17 protein-coding genes and 2 pseudogenes are annotated in these 19,580 nt (G+C 59.7%); 10 read left to right on the plus strand and 9 right to left on the minus strand.

The window, feature by feature from the left end:
* From NKJ80_RS10110 to NKJ80_RS10140, 7 genes are all read left to right on the plus strand, one after another.
* Positions 1 to 2,525: beta strand repeat-containing protein (locus NKJ80_RS10110; protein WP_352497510.1), on the plus strand; the 2,525-nt coding region annotated here is incomplete at its 5' end.
* A gap of 67 nt (positions 2,526 to 2,592) precedes the next feature.
* Complete coding sequence (locus NKJ80_RS10115) at positions 2,593 to 2,964, plus strand: hypothetical protein (protein ID WP_023704351.1); 372 nt, start codon at positions 2,593 to 2,595, stop codon at positions 2,962 to 2,964.
* A 34-nt stretch (positions 2,965 to 2,998) separates the two neighbouring features.
* On the plus strand, positions 2,999 to 3,748 hold the full coding sequence (locus NKJ80_RS10120; protein ID WP_352497511.1) for a lytic transglycosylase domain-containing protein: 750 nt from the start codon (positions 2,999 to 3,001) through the stop codon (positions 3,746 to 3,748).
* 98 nt (positions 3,749 to 3,846) lie between these two features.
* Complete coding sequence (locus NKJ80_RS10125) at positions 3,847 to 5,046, plus strand: ABC transporter substrate-binding protein (RefSeq protein ID WP_352497512.1); 1,200 nt, start codon at positions 3,847 to 3,849, stop codon at positions 5,044 to 5,046.
* A gap of 13 nt (positions 5,047 to 5,059) precedes the next feature.
* A complete protein-coding gene (locus NKJ80_RS10130; protein ID WP_352497513.1) occupies positions 5,060 to 5,773 on the plus strand; it encodes a thermonuclease family protein in 714 nt (237 codons plus the stop codon).
* Between the two features lie 165 nt (positions 5,774 to 5,938).
* Positions 5,939 to 6,691 (plus strand): GGDEF domain-containing protein, encoded by a 753-nt coding sequence (locus NKJ80_RS10135; protein ID WP_023687765.1) that lies wholly within the window; start codon positions 5,939 to 5,941, stop codon positions 6,689 to 6,691.
* Positions 6,692 to 6,793: 102 nt separating this feature from the next.
* Positions 6,794 to 7,033 carry a hypothetical protein gene (locus NKJ80_RS10140; RefSeq protein WP_352497624.1) on the plus strand — a complete coding sequence of 80 codons (240 nt, stop codon included), beginning with the start codon at positions 6,794 to 6,796 and terminating at the stop codon, positions 7,031 to 7,033.
* A gap of 104 nt (positions 7,034 to 7,137) precedes the next feature.
* On the opposite strand, the pseudogene NKJ80_RS10145 reads toward NKJ80_RS10140, so the two are convergent.
* Positions 7,138 to 7,679 (minus strand): annotated as a pseudogene (locus NKJ80_RS10145) (hypothetical protein).
* Positions 7,680 to 8,257: 578 nt separating this feature from the next.
* Here NKJ80_RS10145 and NKJ80_RS10150 point away from each other — a divergent pair.
* Positions 8,258 to 8,592 (plus strand): annotated as a pseudogene (locus NKJ80_RS10150) (sunset domain-containing protein).
* On the opposite strand, the gene NKJ80_RS10155 reads toward NKJ80_RS10150, so the two are convergent.
* The 4 genes from NKJ80_RS10155 to NKJ80_RS10170 form a co-directional block, all read right to left on the minus strand.
* The gene (locus NKJ80_RS10155; RefSeq protein WP_023733238.1) at positions 8,520 to 8,711 is read right to left on the minus strand and encodes a hypothetical protein; all 192 of its coding nucleotides are present in this window, start codon (positions 8,709 to 8,711) and stop codon (positions 8,520 to 8,522) included. The pseudogene NKJ80_RS10150 and the gene NKJ80_RS10155 overlap by 73 nt on opposite strands.
* A 1,146-nt stretch (positions 8,712 to 9,857) precedes the next feature.
* Positions 9,858 to 10,103, minus strand: a complete 246-nt coding sequence (locus tag NKJ80_RS10160) for a hypothetical protein (RefSeq protein ID WP_352497514.1) — start codon at positions 10,101 to 10,103, stop codon at positions 9,858 to 9,860.
* A 99-nt stretch (positions 10,104 to 10,202) separates the two neighbouring features.
* Positions 10,203 to 10,436: a hypothetical protein gene (locus NKJ80_RS10165; protein ID WP_352497515.1), complete on the minus strand. Its 234-nt coding sequence runs from the start codon at positions 10,434 to 10,436 to the stop codon at positions 10,203 to 10,205.
* Positions 10,423 to 10,719 carry an ATP-dependent DNA ligase gene (locus NKJ80_RS10170; RefSeq protein ID WP_023701099.1) on the minus strand — a complete coding sequence of 99 codons (297 nt, stop codon included), beginning with the start codon at positions 10,717 to 10,719 and terminating at the stop codon, positions 10,423 to 10,425. The genes NKJ80_RS10165 and NKJ80_RS10170 overlap by 14 nt, the downstream gene beginning before the upstream one ends.
* Positions 10,720 to 10,898: 179 nt before the next feature.
* On the opposite strand from NKJ80_RS10170, the gene NKJ80_RS10175 reads away from it, so the two are divergent.
* Complete coding sequence (locus NKJ80_RS10175) at positions 10,899 to 11,411, plus strand: response regulator (protein ID WP_023753040.1); 513 nt, start codon at positions 10,899 to 10,901, stop codon at positions 11,409 to 11,411.
* A 1,129-nt stretch (positions 11,412 to 12,540) separates the two neighbouring features.
* Here the strand turns inward: NKJ80_RS10175 and NKJ80_RS10180 are convergent.
* The gene (locus tag NKJ80_RS10180) at positions 12,541 to 13,011 is read right to left on the minus strand and encodes a pyridoxal phosphate-dependent aminotransferase (RefSeq protein ID WP_352497516.1); all 471 of its coding nucleotides are present in this window, start codon (positions 13,009 to 13,011) and stop codon (positions 12,541 to 12,543) included.
* 481 nt (positions 13,012 to 13,492) lie between these two features.
* Between NKJ80_RS10180 and NKJ80_RS10185 the strand changes: the two genes are divergently transcribed.
* Complete coding sequence (locus NKJ80_RS10185; protein WP_023821907.1) at positions 13,493 to 14,923, plus strand: coiled-coil domain-containing protein; 1,431 nt, start codon at positions 13,493 to 13,495, stop codon at positions 14,921 to 14,923.
* 289 nt (positions 14,924 to 15,212) lie between these two features.
* On the opposite strand, the gene NKJ80_RS10190 is transcribed toward NKJ80_RS10185, so the two are convergent.
* From NKJ80_RS10190 to NKJ80_RS10200, 3 genes are all read right to left on the minus strand, one after another.
* Positions 15,213 to 16,550, minus strand: coding sequence for an HlyD family type I secretion periplasmic adaptor subunit (locus tag NKJ80_RS10190; RefSeq protein ID WP_023701101.1), 1,338 nt, complete (start codon positions 16,548 to 16,550; stop codon positions 15,213 to 15,215).
* A 26-nt stretch (positions 16,551 to 16,576) separates the two neighbouring features.
* Positions 16,577 to 18,289, minus strand: a complete 1,713-nt coding sequence (locus tag NKJ80_RS10195) for a type I secretion system permease/ATPase (protein WP_023737037.1) — start codon at positions 18,287 to 18,289, stop codon at positions 16,577 to 16,579.
* A gap of 336 nt (positions 18,290 to 18,625) precedes the next feature.
* Positions 18,626 to 19,540 carry a class I SAM-dependent methyltransferase gene (locus tag NKJ80_RS10200; protein WP_023727376.1) on the minus strand — a complete coding sequence of 305 codons (915 nt, stop codon included), beginning with the start codon at positions 19,538 to 19,540 and terminating at the stop codon, positions 18,626 to 18,628.
* Positions 19,541 to 19,580: the final 40 nt, after the last annotated feature.

Below are 19,580 nucleotides of genomic sequence, written 5' to 3' on the forward strand. Positions count from 1 at the left end.
TCGCGGTCGTCGTCACCGACGCCGACGGCGACAGCGCTCCAGCCGGCAATCTCGTCATCACCATCGTCGACGACGTGCCGACCGCGACGAATGACACCTGGGGGCCAACGATCACCGGTGCGACGGTCCTCACCGGCCTCCTGACCAATGACAAGTTTGGCGCCGATGGCGTCGACACCGACAACAATCCGGTCAGCGGCCAGGTGACCGCCACCAACGGTGCTCACGGCACCGTCACCTACAACAACGATGGAACGTTCACCTACACGCCGACGGGCATCTATATCGGCTCGGACTCTTTCACATACACGATCAAAGACGGTGACGGCGACACTTCGACGGCCACGGTGACCCTGAATGTGCAGACCAACACCGTTCCATCGGGTGGCGGGACAGCGTCGTTGACATTGAACGAAGCCGCGCTCGACACTACGCTCGATGCCTCGGCGCCCGCGGATCTCCAAGCTGGGGCCGTGACCGGCACCAATCCGAGCAGTCGCGGCGAGACGGCGCAAGCAATCAGCGGCATCACCTTCACCACGACCGGCGAAGCCATTAATGTTGCATTCGCCAACCCGACCGGCGATCCAAACTGGGTGGCGCCGACTGTTTCTGGCCTAGCCTCTGGATACACAATCAGCTGGGCGCTCGTCGGCAACCAACTCGTCGGCAGTCTGATACAAACGGCCGGCAGCGTGAACCTCGGCGCATTCGTCTATCTGGCGCTGTCAAACACAAGCGCCGGCGCCAACAGTTCGTTGACACCCGTCGTTACCGCGACACTGACCGACCAGCTCCAGCATCTTGCCGGCTCGGGCAACGTCACCATCAACGGGCTTCAGGTGGTGGCAACCGACACCAGCGGTGATCATGTTTCCGGATCGGTCAATCTGACGGTCCTGGACGACGTTCCGCTGCCATTCAAGCCGGATGGCATCTTCGTGGAAAACACCACGCATACGGTGCTGACGGAGAGCATCAATTTTGCCGCGAGCGCCGGTGCTGACGGCGTTGGCAATGTCGTGTTCAACGTGACCGAAGGCGCGGCCGTCACATCAGGCAGCACAAACATATTCCTGAATGGCGAGCAGGTCTTCTTCCACGTCGTCGATACGCATACTGTGGAGGGACGGACCTCGGCCGCGAACGGCAGCGACCTCGCTTTCACGGCGACCCTGAACCCGGCGACAGATACTTGGACATACACCCAGGCCGCGACGATGTTTGCCGGCAACCAGTTCAATACGGCGAACTTCTCGCCAAGCGGCGGCAACAACCAAGCGATTGTCCTGGACTCCATCGGCTCAACCAGCGACCTGCTTGCAACCGCCAACAGCCCCAATTTCGTGAACACCAGCACAGGCAGTTGGGGCGTCGATGGCGGAAACAGCATCAGCCCTGGTGAGAAGATCCGCTTCGATTTCGTCAGCAATGCAACCACCGACGGCACCATCGCCGGAACCCCCGCGGGCATCGGGGCGGGAACCCACTATACGGATCACTACGAGGTGGCTAGCTATACACAGGGGATTGGCAATGTCTCGGGACCGGGCCTGGTTTCGATAACGATCCGCCCGGTCAACGCCGACTATGATAACACCTACATAGGTGATGTTACCGGCGAAAGCACGGCCCTCGGCGCCTTGGTCACTGTCGTCAACGGCTCCGGCGGAGCTACTCCGACCGCAACGAACAATGGGGACGGAACGTGGACGATCACCGGTCTCGCGCAAGGCGACACCTTTACCGTGGTTGCAAATTCGGACCCGTTCAGCGCAATCGAAATTTCGGCCAATGTAGGCTCGAATGACTTCAAGCTAGGCCCGGTCACCTACACGACCGCCAACGCCGTCACACCGTTCGACATCTCGATCCCGGTCACGGCGACCGACGGTGACGGCGACCCAATTGCCGGGTCAGTGACGGCACACCTTTCGCCCGATCTCAGCACCTGGCAAGGAACTTCGGGCGTGGACACTCACACCACGACCGCGACAGAAACCACGCTGCTCGGCGAGGACGGTAACGACACCCTCAATGGACTCAATCTCCAGGCTGATATCCTCTCCGGCGGACGCGGCGATGATACCTTGTCGGGCAACTCCGGTAACGACACGCTTTACGGCGGCTCGGGAGCGGACATATTGTTCGGCGGCGACGGCAACGACCTGCTGATCGGCGGTTCCGGTCAGGACACGCTCACCGGTGGTATAGGCGTCGATACGTTCAAGCTCGAGCACCTCGACATCAAAGATCTTATCGCTGACTACAGCGGTGTCGGCGGCCATGGCGACATCATCGACCTTACCTCACTGTTCGATACAGCCGCCGGAGGGGCCAATGTCGGCGACTTCGTGAACTACAATGCGGGAACGAACACTCTCAGCGTCGACGCCGACGGTTTGGCCAACGGCGCCAATTTCGTGGACGTGGCCACCTTGACGAACGCACCCGTCGCCAACACGATCACCCTGCTCTACGATGACGGAGTGACGCAGCATACGACAACGGCAAACGTGGTCTAGGAGCATGGTGCGGGGCCACGCGACTATGCTATGTATTAGAGATTAGGAATACAGAGGGGATCTCATCATGAAACGTTCCGTAAGACTGTTGGTTTCCGCTGCGACGCTGTTTCTGGCAGTCGGATCGACGGGCTATGCCGCCGACATCATCGACGGGCCGGTGGCCGACTATTGCCGGACCGTCGGCACATCGAACCTGGTGTTGAACGACAACATCGTCGATCTCAAGGTCCAGGTGGTCAAGCTGATGGACGAGTCGGTGGCCGTCGCCAACAGCTCGGAATGGATCAATTCGTCCCGCCCCGCCTTCGTCTGGGCGTCGGAAGCCAAGGTCGCCTGCGGCATGGCCTATGGCTACCTCAAGACGAACTACAAGGACGAGGACACGCTCAACAAGTGCGAGTGCTTCCACGACCGCATGGTCGAGTACATGAACTGACCGAAAGGGATCAAGTCGCGCCGACAGGCTGACGATGATCGCCCGTGGAAGATTGTCGAGAGCGATTGCCGGAGCGATCGCACTGGCCGTTTTTGCCCCTGAAGCCCGTGCCAACTGGCTGGAACGACCTGCCCTCGAGCAGCAAGCTCCGTCCGGCTTGACGCGGCCGGTTCGCTGCGATGTCGCTCCGGAATGGACGCGCGAGACATTCAAGGCGTTCGCGACGTGCCAGGCATCGCTCTACGGCCTGGAGCCGGTGCTGGCGCATGCGGTGATGGAGATCGAAAGCGGATTCGATCCCGATGTGCACGGCGCCGATGGTGAAGTCGGGTTGATGCAGGTGATGCCGGCGACGGCGCGAATGCTCGGCTTTCGCGGTTCGCTCGACGAACTCGCGGTCCCTGCGACCAACATCGCGCTCGGCGTCAGATATCTGGCGCAGGCAAACAGCCTTGCCGCAGGCGATCTCTGCACCACCGTCATGAAGTATCGCGCCGGGCACGGTGAAACCCGGTTCTCCGAACTTTCGGTCCGCTACTGCCGGCATGCGCGCGCAATCCTGGCGAGAGAAGGTTTTGCGGTGGCCGGCCCGCTACCGGTGGCGACGTTCGGATTCTCCGCATTCCCGACAGCAGGAGACGATGGTGCCCCTGCCCCGGCGAGGCGGATTTGTGTGCGCCGACTGTTCGTGCCGGGCCCGCGATACATGAAATGCACGGACTATCGAAGCGCCGGGCAAGCCAGAATGATCAAGGCGCTCCGGGCAAGACTTTTCGACGGCTGAGCCATAATCCAGCAATTGCAAAGACGGCGAGGCAAGTCTGCCGTAAGATGAACGGATGAGACCGGGACAAATACCCGGCGGGATATGAGGGAGGCATCATGGATTCTGGCCGGCAGCGACACGGTTCGTGGACGTGGGCGATCGTCTTTGCGTTCGCGGGCATAGTGTCGGGCTGCCAGTCGAAAGGCAGCGTCTCGGACGCGCTCGACCCGGCGGCGATCGCCGCACCTGGAGCGCCGGTCACCGGCGCCGTTGCCGGTCCCGCCCAGGCGACGCAATCGCTCGGCACCGGGTCGACGAAGGTCACGATGCTGCTGCCTTTGTCGGCCCCGGGCAGCGCCGGCGAAAACGGCCGGAAGATGCTCGATGCGACCAAGCTGGCAATGGCCGACCTTGGCAGCGCACTGCTCACGGTCACGGTCGAGGACACCAAGGGCGACAGCGCGCACGCCAGCGAATTGGCTGTGAAGGCGATCACCACTGGAACCAAGATCGTCATCGGCCCGGTCGAACTCGCGGCCGCGCAGCACATAGCCAAGCTGTCGGGATCGAAGCGGCCGCCGGTGCTGGCGTTGGCCGACAATTTCGCTGGCGGCCCAGGCGTCTATGCGGTCCGCCTCAACGAGGCCGACAGCGCGGCCGCGGGCGCAGCCGGCCTGGCGGCCAAAGGCAGCAAGAAGTTCGTGTTGCTCGTTGCGGCAGGAGCGAATGCCGGCGCGGTTGAAAAGCGGGTCGCCAACAGCCTCAGCATCTATGGCGCGACGCTCGCCGTCACCATTCCGTATCCGGCCGGCGATGGCGGCACCAAAGTGGTCAATGATATGGGCTCGCTGGTCGAGGCTCCCGATGCCATCATCATCGCCAGCGGCGACGACAATCCGGCGCAGATCCTTGCGGCGCTCAAAACGAAAGGCATCCCTGGAAAAGCAATTGCCGTCGTTGGAACCAACCGCTGGCTGGAACATCCGATGGAGCCGCTGTTTGAAGGCTCCTACATCGCCACGCTCGACCCAACCGAAACCGGCCCGATCGCCGACCGCTTCAAGACGACCTACAATTATCCAGCCGACGCCAATGTCGCCTACGCCTATGATATGGTCGCCCTGACAGCAGGAATTGCAAGTTCGGCCGGGCCTGACGGCTTCAGCAAGCAGGTGCTCGAAAATCGGAGCGGATTTCGCGGATCGACCGGCCTGTTCCGGTTTCGGGCGGATGGCTCCAGTGAGCGATCCATGCCCTTCTACCAGGTTCGAAAAGGCGCACTCAAGCTGGTCGCCAAATCGACATCGGGGTATTGAGGGGCAAGGAACCTTGCTTGAGTTGATGGGCTGGCTGAGGCACAATCGCTTGATAGCGCTCGGAAGCCTGCTCCTCCTGGCCGGGGTCTTGTTGATCATCCGGGCCGCCGATCTGCTTCCCATCGATCGGCCGATACCAGCGTCGCGTCAATCCATCGACGATAGCCAGCCACTGCGACCAGTTGCGACCGTCGCCAATACGCCATGGCGAGGACGGGCACGCAAGATTGCTCAGGACCTTATCGCGCCGCCACAGCTTGATCCGGCGCAAATCGAACGGGTCGAGCCGCGCCTGCCGCTCAGCGACCTTGGTCTGGCTTCGCCTGCAGGGATGCGGATGCCAAAGCATTGGAAAGAGGTCCTGCTGTACCAACCGGTTGCCACCTCGTCGGCAACCTTCGAATCGATGGGGCGCAAGGTAGCCATCAGCGGGATCCAAGGCATTGACCTGGATGAGACCTGTTCCTTTCGTGGCATCGCCTGGCCTTGCGGCCAGCGTGCGCGCGCGACGTTCAATTCCTGGCTGCGCGGCCGGGCGCTGAAATGCGTCGTGCCGCCGGAAATCGATCGTTTTGCCATTGCGGCACCGTGCAGCTTGGGCAAGCAGGATGTCGGCGCGTGGCTTGTTTCCAATGGCTGGGCGACGGCCCTGGCGAGTGGCATCTATGGCAAGGCGGAGGCAGTGGCCAGAGACGCGCAGATGGGGATATTCGGCCCGCCGCAATAGCCGATAATTCGGTGTCGTTGCTTTTGCCGCCGTAGCCTTGCTTTTGAAGGGCTGATTTCGGGCCGATGGTAGGTGATTGCGCCATTACTAAAATTGTATGTTTCCTCGAAACTGAAAGTGCAGCACCTTGGCCTTATGACAGCCGATCAGGCGGGAGATTGGCTAATGATGACACCAATGGCGAATAGCTCGCCCCGGCAATGGAAAGATATCGCATGGCTGACTGCCCTGGGATCGGCGGGAATTCTGCTCCTCTCGGTTGGCCTAAATTATCTGCTTCTGTTCTCGGAAGCCTTGACGCCCTTCGGCCGCAGCATGGTCACAGCGATCCTGTTGCCGGTCATCGTCGGTGGCCCACTTTTCCTGTTCATTGGACTGCAGCGGACCGAGCTCGTCCGTTATCGAAGAGAACTCAACAAGTCGGCGACCTTTGACAGCCTGACAGGCTGCCTCAACCGGACAGTCTTCACGTCGATGGTCGAAAGGAGAGCAACCAGGCCGGAATCGTCTGGTCCAAGATCTGGCGCCTTCCTGGTCATTCATCCCGAACACATCAGGTCCATCAATCTGCGCTTCGGCCTTGGCTGGGGTGACGAAGCCTTGCGGCTCATAGCCTCGACCATCCAGTCATCGGTACGCAAGGAAGATCTGGTGGGCCGGATCGGAACCTCCATGTTCGGGGTCTTTCTGCCCGGTGCGACAGAAGACGACGCCAGGGAGATCGGCGACCGTATCCGGGCGCGCGTGGCCCAAGCCTATTTCGCGCCAAAAGGAACCGCGGACACGCTGACCATCAGCGTCGGCGGCGTGGTGTTTGAAAACGAGTTGGAATTCGAGGACATGTTCCGATCGGCGGAATCGCTGTTATCCGGCGTCGAACGCCAGCCCGGATTTCAATTGTCGCACCTCCACAACTAGCTGAAACAAGTCGTTGCCGGAGGAACACCGCCGCAAATGTCTTGCCGCACGGCTGCGGCAGCGATCATCTTGGCCCTTGTTGCCAAACCGGACGATTGACCCATGGGCGGTTTCAACCCGTGGGAGGTCTGGTTCCTGACGGTGCTGACGGCATCGCCGCGCATCGCTGGCAGTATTTGCCGGACCGACCAAGTTCTGGTTGCCGCTGGTTGCAGCAACCTTGATCGCCTTGATGGCCGGCTATCGGACCATGCTGCTGCCGCCGAACTCTTGACAGGTCGAGACACCCGCCGCGCGATTAGCATCAGGTTCGGCGCTCAGGGTACGAGCGACAAAGCTTGAGGCACACAGATGCTGGATCCCCACGGCTCTCTCTTCATCGGTGGGGATCACAAGCGCGTCGACGTCGGAACCAGCAAGGCTGATGACCTCGTCGCCTCGCCCATTCAGCTTGTGGTCGATATTAACCGCAAGCCAGCGGCCACAGCCCCGGCCCTCTCTCGAATATATGGCGCGTTTTGGCCTATGCCTGCCTTGAACACCAGCGTGTCCAGTCCGCCTATCGCAGCGGCCAGCGACCCGATCTCGCGTGCGATACGATAGACGAAGAGATCGACTGCTTCGGCGGCAAGAGGATCATCGGAGTCGATTAGCGTCCGCATATCACCGGATATCCCTGACACTCCGAGCAGGCCGGATTGCTCGTAGAGAAGGGTGACCAATCGTCCGTCTCCAGCTTCCGGTCATTCAGCAAATGGAGGGTGACGCCAGGATTGAGCGCGCCGCAACGCGTGCTCATGACGAGGCCGTCCAATGTCGAAAACCCAACACTTATTCCAGCATTCATGGCGCACAGACTGGCACCGCTGCCGAGATGGGCGACGATCACCTTGCCGCCAGCTGCGGGTCCGTAGCGGGTCCGAAGCTGCGAAGCGATATGGCTATAGGAAAGCCCGTGAAACCCATAGGAAATGCCGGCATCGGTCATCGCATGCGGAAGGCCATAGATCTTGGCGATCCGAGGCCGAGCGTATTCTTATGGATGACGATCTGGATGCGCCCAGGTAGTCGTCTTCATACGTGTCCTCGCCATACGGAGTTCAGAACCCGCCTAATTGCACGTGGTTGCCGCCGATTACCGCACGCATGGTTGCAGGTTCTTTCGAGACCGGGAGGCTTGAGCTACTGTGACAGGCGCCAACGAAAGACCGACAAATTGACGAACAGGCCCAAAGCCATTTCGCTCGAGCGGAAAGACTTTAGCCGATAATGCTCAATTCAAACTTTAAGAATTAAGCGTAATCCATTGATGTAGTAAGTTTGTAGGCCCGGAGGGTCAGCGTTTTCTACAGGAAAGCGTGATAAAGCAGCAAACACACTATCATAGAAACGGCGCTGCCTAGCAGCTGGTCTGCCGTCAGGCCGGAAAAATAGACAAGATGAAACGCCACCAACGCTCTACCAATCACGGTTCGGAACACTGCCGAAATGACCGTTAGACGGCGCTAATGTTCCGGTCTGGACTCGCTACCGCTTTGGAAGCATTCTGCACTCGGGGGAGAGGGCGTGGGCAAAGTCCAGCGTCATCAAGGTGCGGATCAGGCCGACCGCTGGCGCAAGAACGCAAAGGGGCGGTGGATGTGGCGACGGCAATATCTGCCGGCGCTGGTGATGGTTCCCTGACCGGCTCATCCCAGCTGGCTGGCTGAGTGGCACCCGCACGGCCGGCGCGGGGAGCTGCGATATCAAGGGCAACATTTCCACCAGTACCGATGAGCGATTTATCACGTTCCAGGGCAGGAGCATTACTGGAAGACGACGATCAGTTTCAGTACAGCGAGCGCTGGCTGTGCAGCGAGGCAGAGGCATGGGCCGCCGGCTGGCGCAAAGCAAGGCGGTAGCGCGGTAGCCACCACCATGTGCAGGCCAACCAGCCCGTCATCATGGTCCGAACCTGATCGCACCCGCCGACCTTGGTCTCAACGTCGTTGATTGGCACTGCCACGCGGCTTTCCTTCATTCGCATGGTTCGCAGACACTAGCATGATCGCATACTCTCATCATCCGGCGTCGTCTCCCTCACAAAGCAGCGCCGGTAAGGCTCGGCGCCCTTCTTGTTTGTCCCGTGTGCCAAAGGAGGTCGCCGGGCCTGCCGTTGCTCATCTTTGCGGGTTGCTCCTGATGGCTCCGCTTGGCGCCGTGGCCCTGCGTCTTCCTTTGGGTAAGGCCGGCGAGGCGCTTGTCAGACGGCCTGGCATGTAGAATTATGGTCCTCGTTGCGGCGACGCCCTCAATGGAGAGCGCCAATGGCCAGAACAAACCTTCCGAACAGCTTTCCCGGGCTGAAATCGAGCGCTTCCTGGCGGCAGCCGAAGCGCTGCACAAGAGCATCGCCGGGCCGCTCCTGGCGTACCACAGGGAGCACTGCCAAGCTCTACCTGAGGCCCATGGACCCCTGTTGAAGTCGATTGAGACGGTCACCGGCCAGAAGGCGCAGTTCATCCGCTGGAACGGGACAGGACCGGCACAGCCCCGGAGAAGCCTCCGGGCTGGTTCTCCTCGCGCAACTCTCGCGCCGCATCACCTCTAAGAGCAGTTCGAAGACGCTTTCGATTTCGCCGTTGATTTGGTCGGCAGGGATGCCAGGCTTCTCGGCCGCTGTCGTCAATTGGTCTGCTAAGTCGCTGGCGGCGATCGGATCGCCCTGCGTCACAATCGCGGCGCGGAGGGGTTTTATTAGCTCCCCCTCATCTTGACGCCGGCGCCGGCTGCTCCAAAGTCTTGGGCATGGCTCGGGGAAGTATCAAAGTTGGCGACGAGGTCGCAGTCACGGCGATTGTGCGCGGCCGGGTGACGCCCGATCGCATAAGCGTGACGATCCCCTCCTACGACTTCCCGCATTCTGTTGTCGATTCGACTTGGAAGGCTGTGATTGGCCAGCATATGGAATTGATCGGCCCTGTCACACGCATCGACGGGGACAAGGTAACCGTCAGCCTCCGGCCATTGGTGACTGTCGACGCCGAGCACGTGCGCCTGGTCGAAAGCAACGTGGCGCTTCCGCGAGCGCGAAAAAGGCCGCTCGTTGACAAAGTTTAACTTGCCTGCCCACCCAAGGAACGGCCAGTGAAACTTTCCCCATCACATCGGCTCTGGTCGCCTCCCGCTAGCTGCCGGCGCGTTGCGATATCGGCGCAGTAGACGGGTCGGCATTTTCCGAACTTTCCGCCATCTCGTCGCGATGACGTTGGCGAAGGCGCTTCAGCAGTTCGCGTGAGGCTTGGATCGCCCTGCGCGATTGATCCATGTTCTGGCGAAACGTGGCGCGTTCCTCCATGGACTTCTGCCACTTCAGCAAGGTGGCCGTAGTCGCAGTAGCGGCTTGAGCGATTTCTATGGGCGTTGCAACCATCGCATCCTCCCAAAAAAGGCAATGGTAAACGCAATCTCTATAGGCCCAACGAAGCCCTTTCTTCAATCAAAAACGACCATACAGCATACGGCAAAATGGCTATTCGGCGGGCCGCTCGACGGCGGCTTCGTCGACCTCGGCTTCCATCTCGTCTTTGACGGTCTTGGTCTTACCAAAACCAGCCATCGCCACACCGTCAAAGCCCTGCAGCCACGCATCGGCATGTTCCTGCCAGTAAGCTGGCGCCTCACGCTCCTTGCCATCCTTGCGCGCTTGGGCGCCGTACATCCAGGCGTAGGTGGCGCGTTCCTGATCTTTCTTAGGCATGGCCATTTGCATCATCCTCCCGGAAATCCAGCAGCCTTGCGTGCCCTAGCTTCTCTTCGCCTTTGAGGGTCTTGACCCAGCCAACCAGTCCGGGCTTCAGCCACTCGGCCTTGTCCTTTTTATGCCCCTTCGGGACCGGGCCGCCAACCTTGCCCTGGACGCGATCCCAAAGCGCTTGCCGCTCATCGGCACTGAAGTTGACGAGTGCGCCGCCTTTATAGAGGCCCTTTTCAGCGATGATCACCTGGGTAGCTTTGCCGCGCTCGCGCTGTGCACCGATGATTTGCATTTCCTTTTCCTCAAAGCACTTGATCTTGCGCCAAGCGCTCGTTTGCCGCTGCGATATGGGCTGCCCTTGAGCTTCGAGACCATGTCTTCTAGCCCGTCTCGTCGACCAGGTGGTAGACGGCGTCACCAGTGCGGCATCGCTCCGCTGAATTGAATGCGCCCGCCGGCAGGGATCATTTCGTGCAGGATCTCGCCGCGATCTTCGGTCGGCATCCCGCGCAGGTCATGATGCGTGGAACCCTGCCGGTTGCTGACCGTTCTCCGTCAATGGAAGCCCCGAACCAACAGAGCCAAACGATCCTCGTGGTTGACGGCGACGTCATCGCCCGATGCGTCATCGCGGACTATCTCCGCCACTGTGGCTACAGGGTGATTGAGGCCCATTTCGCACGTGAGGCGCAACAAGCGTTGAACTATGCGGAGTTCGGTGTCGACACCGTCTTGTGTGACGTTGACCTGCCGGGCAACATGAACGGGTTCCAACTGTCGAAGTGGGTTCGCGAGAACAAGCCCGAGGTCAAAATAGTGCTTTCCGCCGCAGTAGAACGAACTGCGATCGCGGCGGGCGACCTTTGTCAGGAAGGCCCGCACCTTGCGAAGCCGTATGAGCCGGCCAACGTAGTGGACCATATCAGGCGACTGCAGCGTGTTTGGAGCTTACGATCCAGGAACCCTGGTGCAAAGCGCAATTGATCTCTGTCCAGACGCCGAGAGGCTCGTCTGCATACCAATGGTGATTTAGCCCTGCGAACTGGACGCCGCTCAAAGGAAGAACGGCGTATAAGCCGCAGTCCTGCGTGCGGCCGCAACAGTGGACGGTTGTCGCGCGCAGGACGGAGGAAATTCGCCCTCCTGCGCGGGCGGTGAACGGGATACCGTAGGAGCGTCAGCATAGCGCCGGCCACAGGATGGGACGCGGCACCGACTGTCCCCGTCCGGTAGTCCGCATGTTTTGGTCGAAGCCGACCGGCTGAGATCGTGCGCATTTTGGTTCTCGACGGTACGGCCGCTGATCGGCGATGATGCGAGGACCGAGTTGCCTGGAAGAAATCGATCTGGTCTTGCACCTTTTTTGCTTCCTCATTCGCGGGGCAGCTTGTGATTTTCCAGCCTGACAGACCCTCCCCTGTCTATAAGAAATTTCCCGACGCATGAGCGCACGTCCAACACAGTGCGGGCTCCAATGCTCACCGGCTGCGCGAGAATGGTAACCACCTACCTTGAGGGGAGCGCCACGTGCGTAGTCAACGATGCAGGCGCTGCCAACCTCGGCATCCCCGGGAATAGCAGGCTTATAAATGAATATATCGTTGATCAACGCTATCGGCGCAGCCGCCGGGAGATGGACAGACCGCGTTCCAGCTAGGGGTATCGATGTTCCAGGCTAAAGGCATTGGCATGCCCGAATTAGAAAAAAGACCTGAATCCCGTAAAGCAGCAACAAAATGCCGAAAGCTATCCAGAAGCCGGGTCGCGTAAGCAATGCCAGATCTTTTCTTAGCTGCTCCATTCACATCAACTAACATGGCCAAGCGTCGTTCCCGTCCGCTGGGGACAAATTTCAACTAAGCTGATCGTCGCATAATGGCCGCGCCACTGCGGATCGAGACACCTCAGCGCCCCGCATGAGCACGCGCAACTCGATCGGAGGCGCAAGGAGAAAGTTCGGAACGGTTCCAAGAACCCCAAGCAAATTGAGCGCCGCAGCGGACGATAAGGTTCACGCATATCCCCGGCGAACATCCGCACAGCATTGGTCAACATCAACGGCAGAAGGGCGTCCGAAAAGAAACGCATCTCTGCGTCACCGCCTCATCGAGAGTCACCGCTGCGGCATCCTGAATACGGTCGGCGATCCGAAGAGCATGCATTGCGCAAGATTTTCCAGATGAACTGATGCCGAGACCGGCCCAAGCGTCCACCCTAGCCTCCAGCCGGTCATTGCATGAGACTTCGACAGGCTGTTCACAATTATCGTCCGCTCTCTCATTCCGGGACTGAATGCTATTGAGAGGAAGTCGCCGTCGAACACTGTGCTGCGGTAAACCTCATCGCTGATGATCCATAGATTGTGCCGCTCGGCAAATGTGGCAATGGTTTCCAGATCCTCCTTGCCGAACACATATCCGCCGGGATTGTTTGGGGAGTTCAGCAAGATCGCCCGCGTTCGATCTCCTACCGCTGAACGGAGAATATCCTCGGATGCCTTCCGCCGCGCATTTTGCAGCGATAGTTTGACGGGTCGGACCACTGCTCCATCGGCGCGTATTGCCGCTTCGTATGTAGATACCAAGGCTCAAGGCAAAGCACCTCGTCGCCAGCTCCGGCAACGGAAGCTTAGTGCGATTGAGCGGCCAGGCGGCCGGTCCCCAATTCGTTCGAATGATGCGCTTGCCTCGCCAATGTCGCATGGTGAGTCAGCCGGCAAACCAAAACACTCAACCGCCGGTTAGGCCCGGCCGCCTGATGCGCCCCACAAGAGGCTGTGCCGGGCCGTTCGTCGGGGCTTCTGCACCTGAGTTGTTAATGTGCCCAGGCAACACACCATTGACGCCAAGACGATGGCAAGAAGGGGAGCCGCGCAGTCCTCAAGAATAAGTCAGCAGGCACCTAGACCGATGTAGGGCCTTCCGATCGCAGCTCTCGGCTCCTCGCGGCGCCGGCGCCCTGGCATCGTTTGATTGAACGAAGACGCTGAGTTGAGCTCTCGATACAAAAGCATCTCAGTCCTCGTGCCTCAATGGTCCGGGCATGCGGCTGCAGGGGATGAAGTCATGAAGTTCAGGGATTTGATCAGACGCGCCGAGGACAATGTGGAGAGGTCGTTCGACGATCTCGAAGCTGACTTGGCTAACGCTGTCGACCAGTGCCTCGATTTGGAGGATGTCGCCGACGTGCCAAACATGGCAGGCGAAAACAACGAACAGGATGACAGCGTACCAAGCGAGGACGGTGCCGGCGACGACGATGATAGCTCGCCGATACCAGCGCATCGGATGACCTCACATACGCAGAGCCGAATTGCTGCCGTGAGCTCGTTTAACGGCTTGTTCCACGATGCCAAGCTCCATTTCGAGGAGATCAACGCAAAAATCTCCGAAATTACAAGCACATGTCAACTGACGTCCGAGTTTTTTCACATCCTTCACGCGGACATTCTCCGTGCCAACGAACTGGAGTTGGCGAATCAAAATCTGATCGCAGATCAAAGGAACTTGTCGGAAACACTCAATGACCTGAACAGACGGTACTGTGAGCGTCAAGGCACCGTCGAGACATTGCAGCAGCGCCAGGCAAGCCTTGTTCAGGAGTGTGAAGTGCTCCGTGGCGCGTTGGCCGCGGCAAGGCTGGAGCTGGTCGAAGCGGCGAACACCACCACAAAGAACGAAGCGGAATTTGGCGACCTCACGAACATGCTTGCCGCCGCAAATGTCGAGGCCGACAGGCGCTCCCGAGAGAACAAACAGCTGCGTGAAAAGAATGTGAGCCTGTCTATTGACCTGGAAAAGGCCATGAAGCGGGAGGAAGAGGCACGGCATAGGCTGGATGCCTTCTCCACGATCCATGCCAACGAAGCTGCGCGAAATTCCGAAATGCTGAGTGCGCTCGGCAAGAGCGAAAAAGAGGCAATCAAATTGCACACCTCACTCGAGGTTGCGCAGGCGAAGCTATGGGAGGTGACCGAAGCAGCCAGGATTATGCAGGCGGACATGGATGGCGAGCTTAAACGCTGCCAGGCTGAGAACCGAGGATTGCGCTCAGAAATTCAAAGTCTCCAATCGCGCTTCGAACTCGCCTCAAACGCAAACAACGAGGCCGCGGCCGAGATCGCCAGGCTCCAGCTACAATGGAGCGACGCCCTGGCCGAAAAACAGGTGACCGACGAAAGGTTGGCCGCACTCACCGAGGAGGCCGAAACCAACAAGGTGAACCTTTCCAAGATCGCCGCAGATTTTGCACAGCTGTCCATGCAGCAGGCGTCCGATCAGATTGAACTCGATGTGAGACGGCAGGAATGCGAGGACTTGCGGGTCGAGATTGCCTCGGTCAATGCTCGGGTCAGGGAATTGCTGCCCTACAAGAGGTCGCATGGAAGCGCGAACGCCTTGCCGCATACATCTGACGTGGCAAATGTAGCGGTGACTGCAGACCGAACGGTGCATGCCGCACGCCGTGTCCGCCGCAGGGCCCTCGCCGCGTCGTAGGAGCAAAGAACCTCTCCTCGTGAGGCAATTGCCCATGTCGATGATCGTGGAACGGTATGCGCTGTTTGTTGCGCAAAAGATGACAGGACACTAACGCTGTTGTCGGGGCAGGACTTGGTGAGGCGGCCAGGAAAATCCTGTTGGGGCATCCTTGTAGCCGGGACAATGTCCCAGACGAGCCTCGCGCGTCGGCCGCAGGCGTCACCCCTGTGGCATCACGTCGCCTACCCTAATATGTCAGCAAGCACGCCTGCCGTGTTCCCGCGGTCGACCGCTCACAGCCGCCATGTCATTCCCTGAAAGCCCTCGACATCTGGTCGGTAAGCGGCTTCAGCAGATAAGACCAGACGCTGTGTTCGTCCGTACTTATGTGAACCTCCGCTGGCATACCGGGTTTGAGCACTTTGGCATCGGTCAGACAGGTGGACTTGTCTTCGACATTGATGCGCGCCGAGAAATAAGAAAGCTGGCGCTGTTGATCTTTTATCAGGTCCGCCGAGATGCGCTTGACAGACCCTTGGCAGGCAGGCGTAGTGCCGGCGTCGAAAGCCGGAAACCGGATCGAGACCCGCTGACCTGGACGAACGTCATCTATGCGCGACGGCGCAATCAGCGCGTCGACGACAAGGTTGCCGGTGTCAGGGACAATCATCATGAGAACCTCGCCCGCGGCAATCACGCCGCCGATCGTGTGAATGGAAGATTCCTGTACGGTTCCCGATTGCGGCGCGCGGATGGTGGTTTTGGCCAGTTCGTCCTGTGCCACAACCTTGCGCTCGCTGAGTTCGGTTTGCTTGGCTTCCGTTTCACGAAGTTCGCTCGTTACGTCACTACGCCTTTGTTCATCGAGCTGAAGAATCTGCAATTCGGTCTCGCTGATCCGGGCCTGCGCCTCGGCAACTGCCGCCGCGAGGCGCCCTGATTCTCCGTGCGCCCGGGTGGCATCCAGTCTGATGTTGCTAAGTCGCTCTTTGGACACCAGTTTCTTTGTAAAAAGCGCCTGTACATCGACAAGATCGCCATCCAGCAGGACCACGGATTGTTCTTCCGCGGTCTGTTGCGCCTTGAGGCCCTCAACTTGGCGTTCGAGTTGCTTTGAGCGGCTTTGCAATTGTGCCTTCTGCCCGTTGAGGGCCGTAGCGCGGCTGTCGAACAGCGTGCGCTCGCCGTTCACCAGCGCAGCCAGCTCCGGCTCGCCCATTCGCGCTTGAAGGCTGAACGGAAGCTGCATCTCCGACAGGCCTTGCCGCTCTGCCTCCAGCCGCACAAGCCGAACCGTTGCCCGATCAAGATCCTTGCTAATTATCTGCAGATTGGCTCGTGTCAGTGTGTCGTCCAACCGTGCCATCACATCGCCGGCCCGTACATGATCCCCGTCTTGCGCGAAGATGCCACCTATCGTGCCGCCCGTCAGATGCTGCACCTTCTTTATGTTGCTCTCGACCACCACGGTCGCCGGCGCAATTACCGCGCCAGCAATCTTGGTCAGACCGAGCCAGAGCCCGCCGCCGGCAAGCAACATAACCGTGACCGCCGCACCCAGGATCAGGTTGGCCCCGATTCCATCGCGCGTGCCCGAAATCGCGTTGCGCCGGCTCCCATTGCCGATCGGGGCCGATGGAGCCATCGTCGCCTCAGACAAAAAAATATTCCTCATGCGTGACCGCTCACCCCTTTGTGCATCGCGACGGCCGCTGCCGGGCGTTCAACCGGCGCAGCAAAGGGGCGGATGACGTTGGCCAGGACCTCCTCGCGTGAGCCGAAGGCGTGAAGCATCCCATTGGACATTACGAGTACCCTGTCGATGTTGGTAAGGGCAGAAGGACGGTGCGCAACTACGATGACGATGCCTCCACGTCTGCGCACTGCCAGGATCGCGCCGGCCAAGGCGGTATCGCCATCGACGTCCAGATTTGAATTCGGCTCGTCCAGAACGACAAGAAACGGATCGCCGTAAAGTGCCCTTGCAAGCCCTACGAGTTGCCGCTGTCCAGCCGACAAGGCTGTTCCTCCCTCGCCCATGCGTGTTTGAAAACCGTTCGGCAATCGCATTATCATTTTGTCGACGCCCGCTGCCTTGGCAGCTGCCAGCACGCCCTTGGCGTCGCCCTTCCCGCCAAATCGCGAAATGTTATCGGCAACCGTTCCATCAAACAGTTCGACGTCCTGGGGCAGGTAGCCAATATGTGCGCCAAGGTGTTCTTGGTCCCATTGGTCAAGCGAGGCGTCGTCCAGCCTCACCGTGCCGCGAAGTGGCTGCCAGACGCCCACCAGCGCGCGCACAAGCGTGCTTTTGCCAGAGCCGCTCGGGCCGACAACGGCCATTCCCGTCCCTGCAGCCAGGCGGAAGTTGACATTGGCTACCGTCGGTTTTTGCTGGCCCGGTGGCGCTATGGTCAGGTCCTCGACCGCAAGCTCCGCTTGGGGGCGCGGAAGTTCCATATGTTCGTCCCGGTCAGGAAAAGCGGCCAGCGCCGTTGCCAGTTGCGAATAGCTTTGCCGGAACGCGGCGAAGCCTCGCCAGTTCGCGATAGCGGCGTCAACAGGAGCCAATGAGCGACCCAGCAAGATGGAGGATGCGATGATCACACCTGGCGAGGCTTCGCCTCCTATCACCAGGTAGGCACCCAGTCCAAGAACGCAGGACTGCAAGGCCAAACGCAGTGCCCTAGAGAGTGCCCCGGTGGCGCCGACGACGTCGGAAAGCCTCTCTTGGTGCCGCAGATATGCGTTATTGATCTCGCCCCAGCGGTGGGCAAGCCGTGCGGAAAGGCCCATCGCGCGTACGACTTCCGCGTTGCGGCGTCCGGATTCGGCGAGATTGCGTTGCGACACCAGCGTCTCGGACGCGCGTGTCACCGATGTGCGGCCAAGAACTTCCGCCATGACCGTGAGCAGCACGACAATGATCGCACCGCTTGTGGACAACAGACCGAGCGCAGGATGCAGGAAATAGATGATCAGCAGGTAAAATGGAATCCACGGAGCGTCGAATATAACAGTCGGCCCCATTCCGGAAAGGAAGCCGCGTAACTGATCGAGATCACGGAGGGGCTGTATCCGGTTCGCATCCTGCCCGCCGATGAGCGGCAAGGACAGCGAGAGGCCGAACACCCTCTGCTTCAAATTCCTATGGACACGATTGCCCACTCGAACCAGCAGGCGCAGCCGCACGAAATCCAGCAGCCCGTAGACAGCGTAAAGACCCAGCATTCCGATGGTGAACCCGACAAGCGTCGGAACGCTCTGCGAAGGTAAAACGCGATCGTAAATTTGCAGCATATAGACCGAGCCGGTCAGGGCGAGAAGGTTTATGACTGCCGAGAAGATGCCGACGCCTACCAGGCCAGGCACGGTCCCAAGCATTGCGCCTCGCAGATCCGACGAACTCCTTCCACCAGGGTTCATAGGCTTCGACCTCCCGTGAGAGATCGTTGCGCAAGCTCACTGGCCCCACTGGGCACCGACAATCTCTTGCTGTTCAGGAGCGTATCCCCTTAGCCTTCTAATATTACGCCCCACTAACATGCTTGGACTTTAGTCAAAATGTAGCAAAATCGTGGCGCTGCCCTCAGAAACCCGGAACCCACATGTCAAATCGGGGGAAAACTGCCGTTCCATGGTATTTGGGCGGGGCTTCATGCCGAGCGGAGCGGCCCAAGAAAACCACCCCCTGCCCTTTTTTCGGGACATTTTCGCGCTTTAGCGCTTCCTCGCAACAACCAGGAAGTGTTGCGCCAGCTGGCCAGGAACGCAAAGCCTTCTGCAGGCCTTCTCGACAGGCTGCATCATCATTTCACAGAACCCTGGCAACAGGTTTCCCGGCCGAGGCAGGTAACCGTACGGTATCGTCTGCTCGACGGTGAATCCCGAGGCAGTCAGGAGGGCCTTGAACCTCGCCGCGCTCAGCGTGTGGCGAATTGTGCGTCCAGACACTCGATTGAGCAGCCGGCACGCCAGGCCGACGGGCGACGTCGCATTCATGTGAACGTTGCACACAAGCCGCCCGCCATCTTTCAGGTGCTCATTGATCGCTTTCAGTGCATGCCATTTCAGTTCATCCTCTGCGTTCAGGAAAAAACGAAATGCGGTTACCACATCGAACGTCATACCCAAATTCTCCCTTGTCAGGTCGACGTGACGCAAACTCACATTGGGCGGTACTTGAGCGCTGTCGAGCATAGTTCTGGAAACGTCGGCGCCAACCACCTCGCTGAAGAGGCCGGCGGCTACCTCGGCGATGCGACCTGTTCCGCATGCGAAATCGAGGCAGTTTCGGCTCGCTCCGCTCAAGGGGCGAAGAACGTTGAGGATCAGGGGCTTTTCGATGTTCTCCCAAAGCGCGCCATAATAGCCGGAACTGTGCGTTTTGTTGTAATGTAGGCCGTAGCCGGGCGCGCAATGGCTGGTCCTATAGCCGTCCGACACCCAGCCGCCCTGCGCATTGCTCTCCTTGCTGGACGTAAATTCCTGCCAATTTCCGGACTCACCGGCGCGCGACCTGGACCGCACAATTCGCGCTGACGGCATATGGGAAGCATAACTTGCAGACTGCGTCATCTGATCCGCGTTCGTTGAGGGTGTCAGGGTCGCTCCCTGGTTGAAAATGCGCCTCACCTTGGATCTCCGTTCAGTTGGGTTCGCCCCCCCCGATAGA

Origin of the sequence: Mesorhizobium sp. M0030, from assembly GCF_040323695.1 — a bacterium.
Lineage (GTDB): Bacteria > Pseudomonadota > Alphaproteobacteria > Rhizobiales > Rhizobiaceae > Mesorhizobium.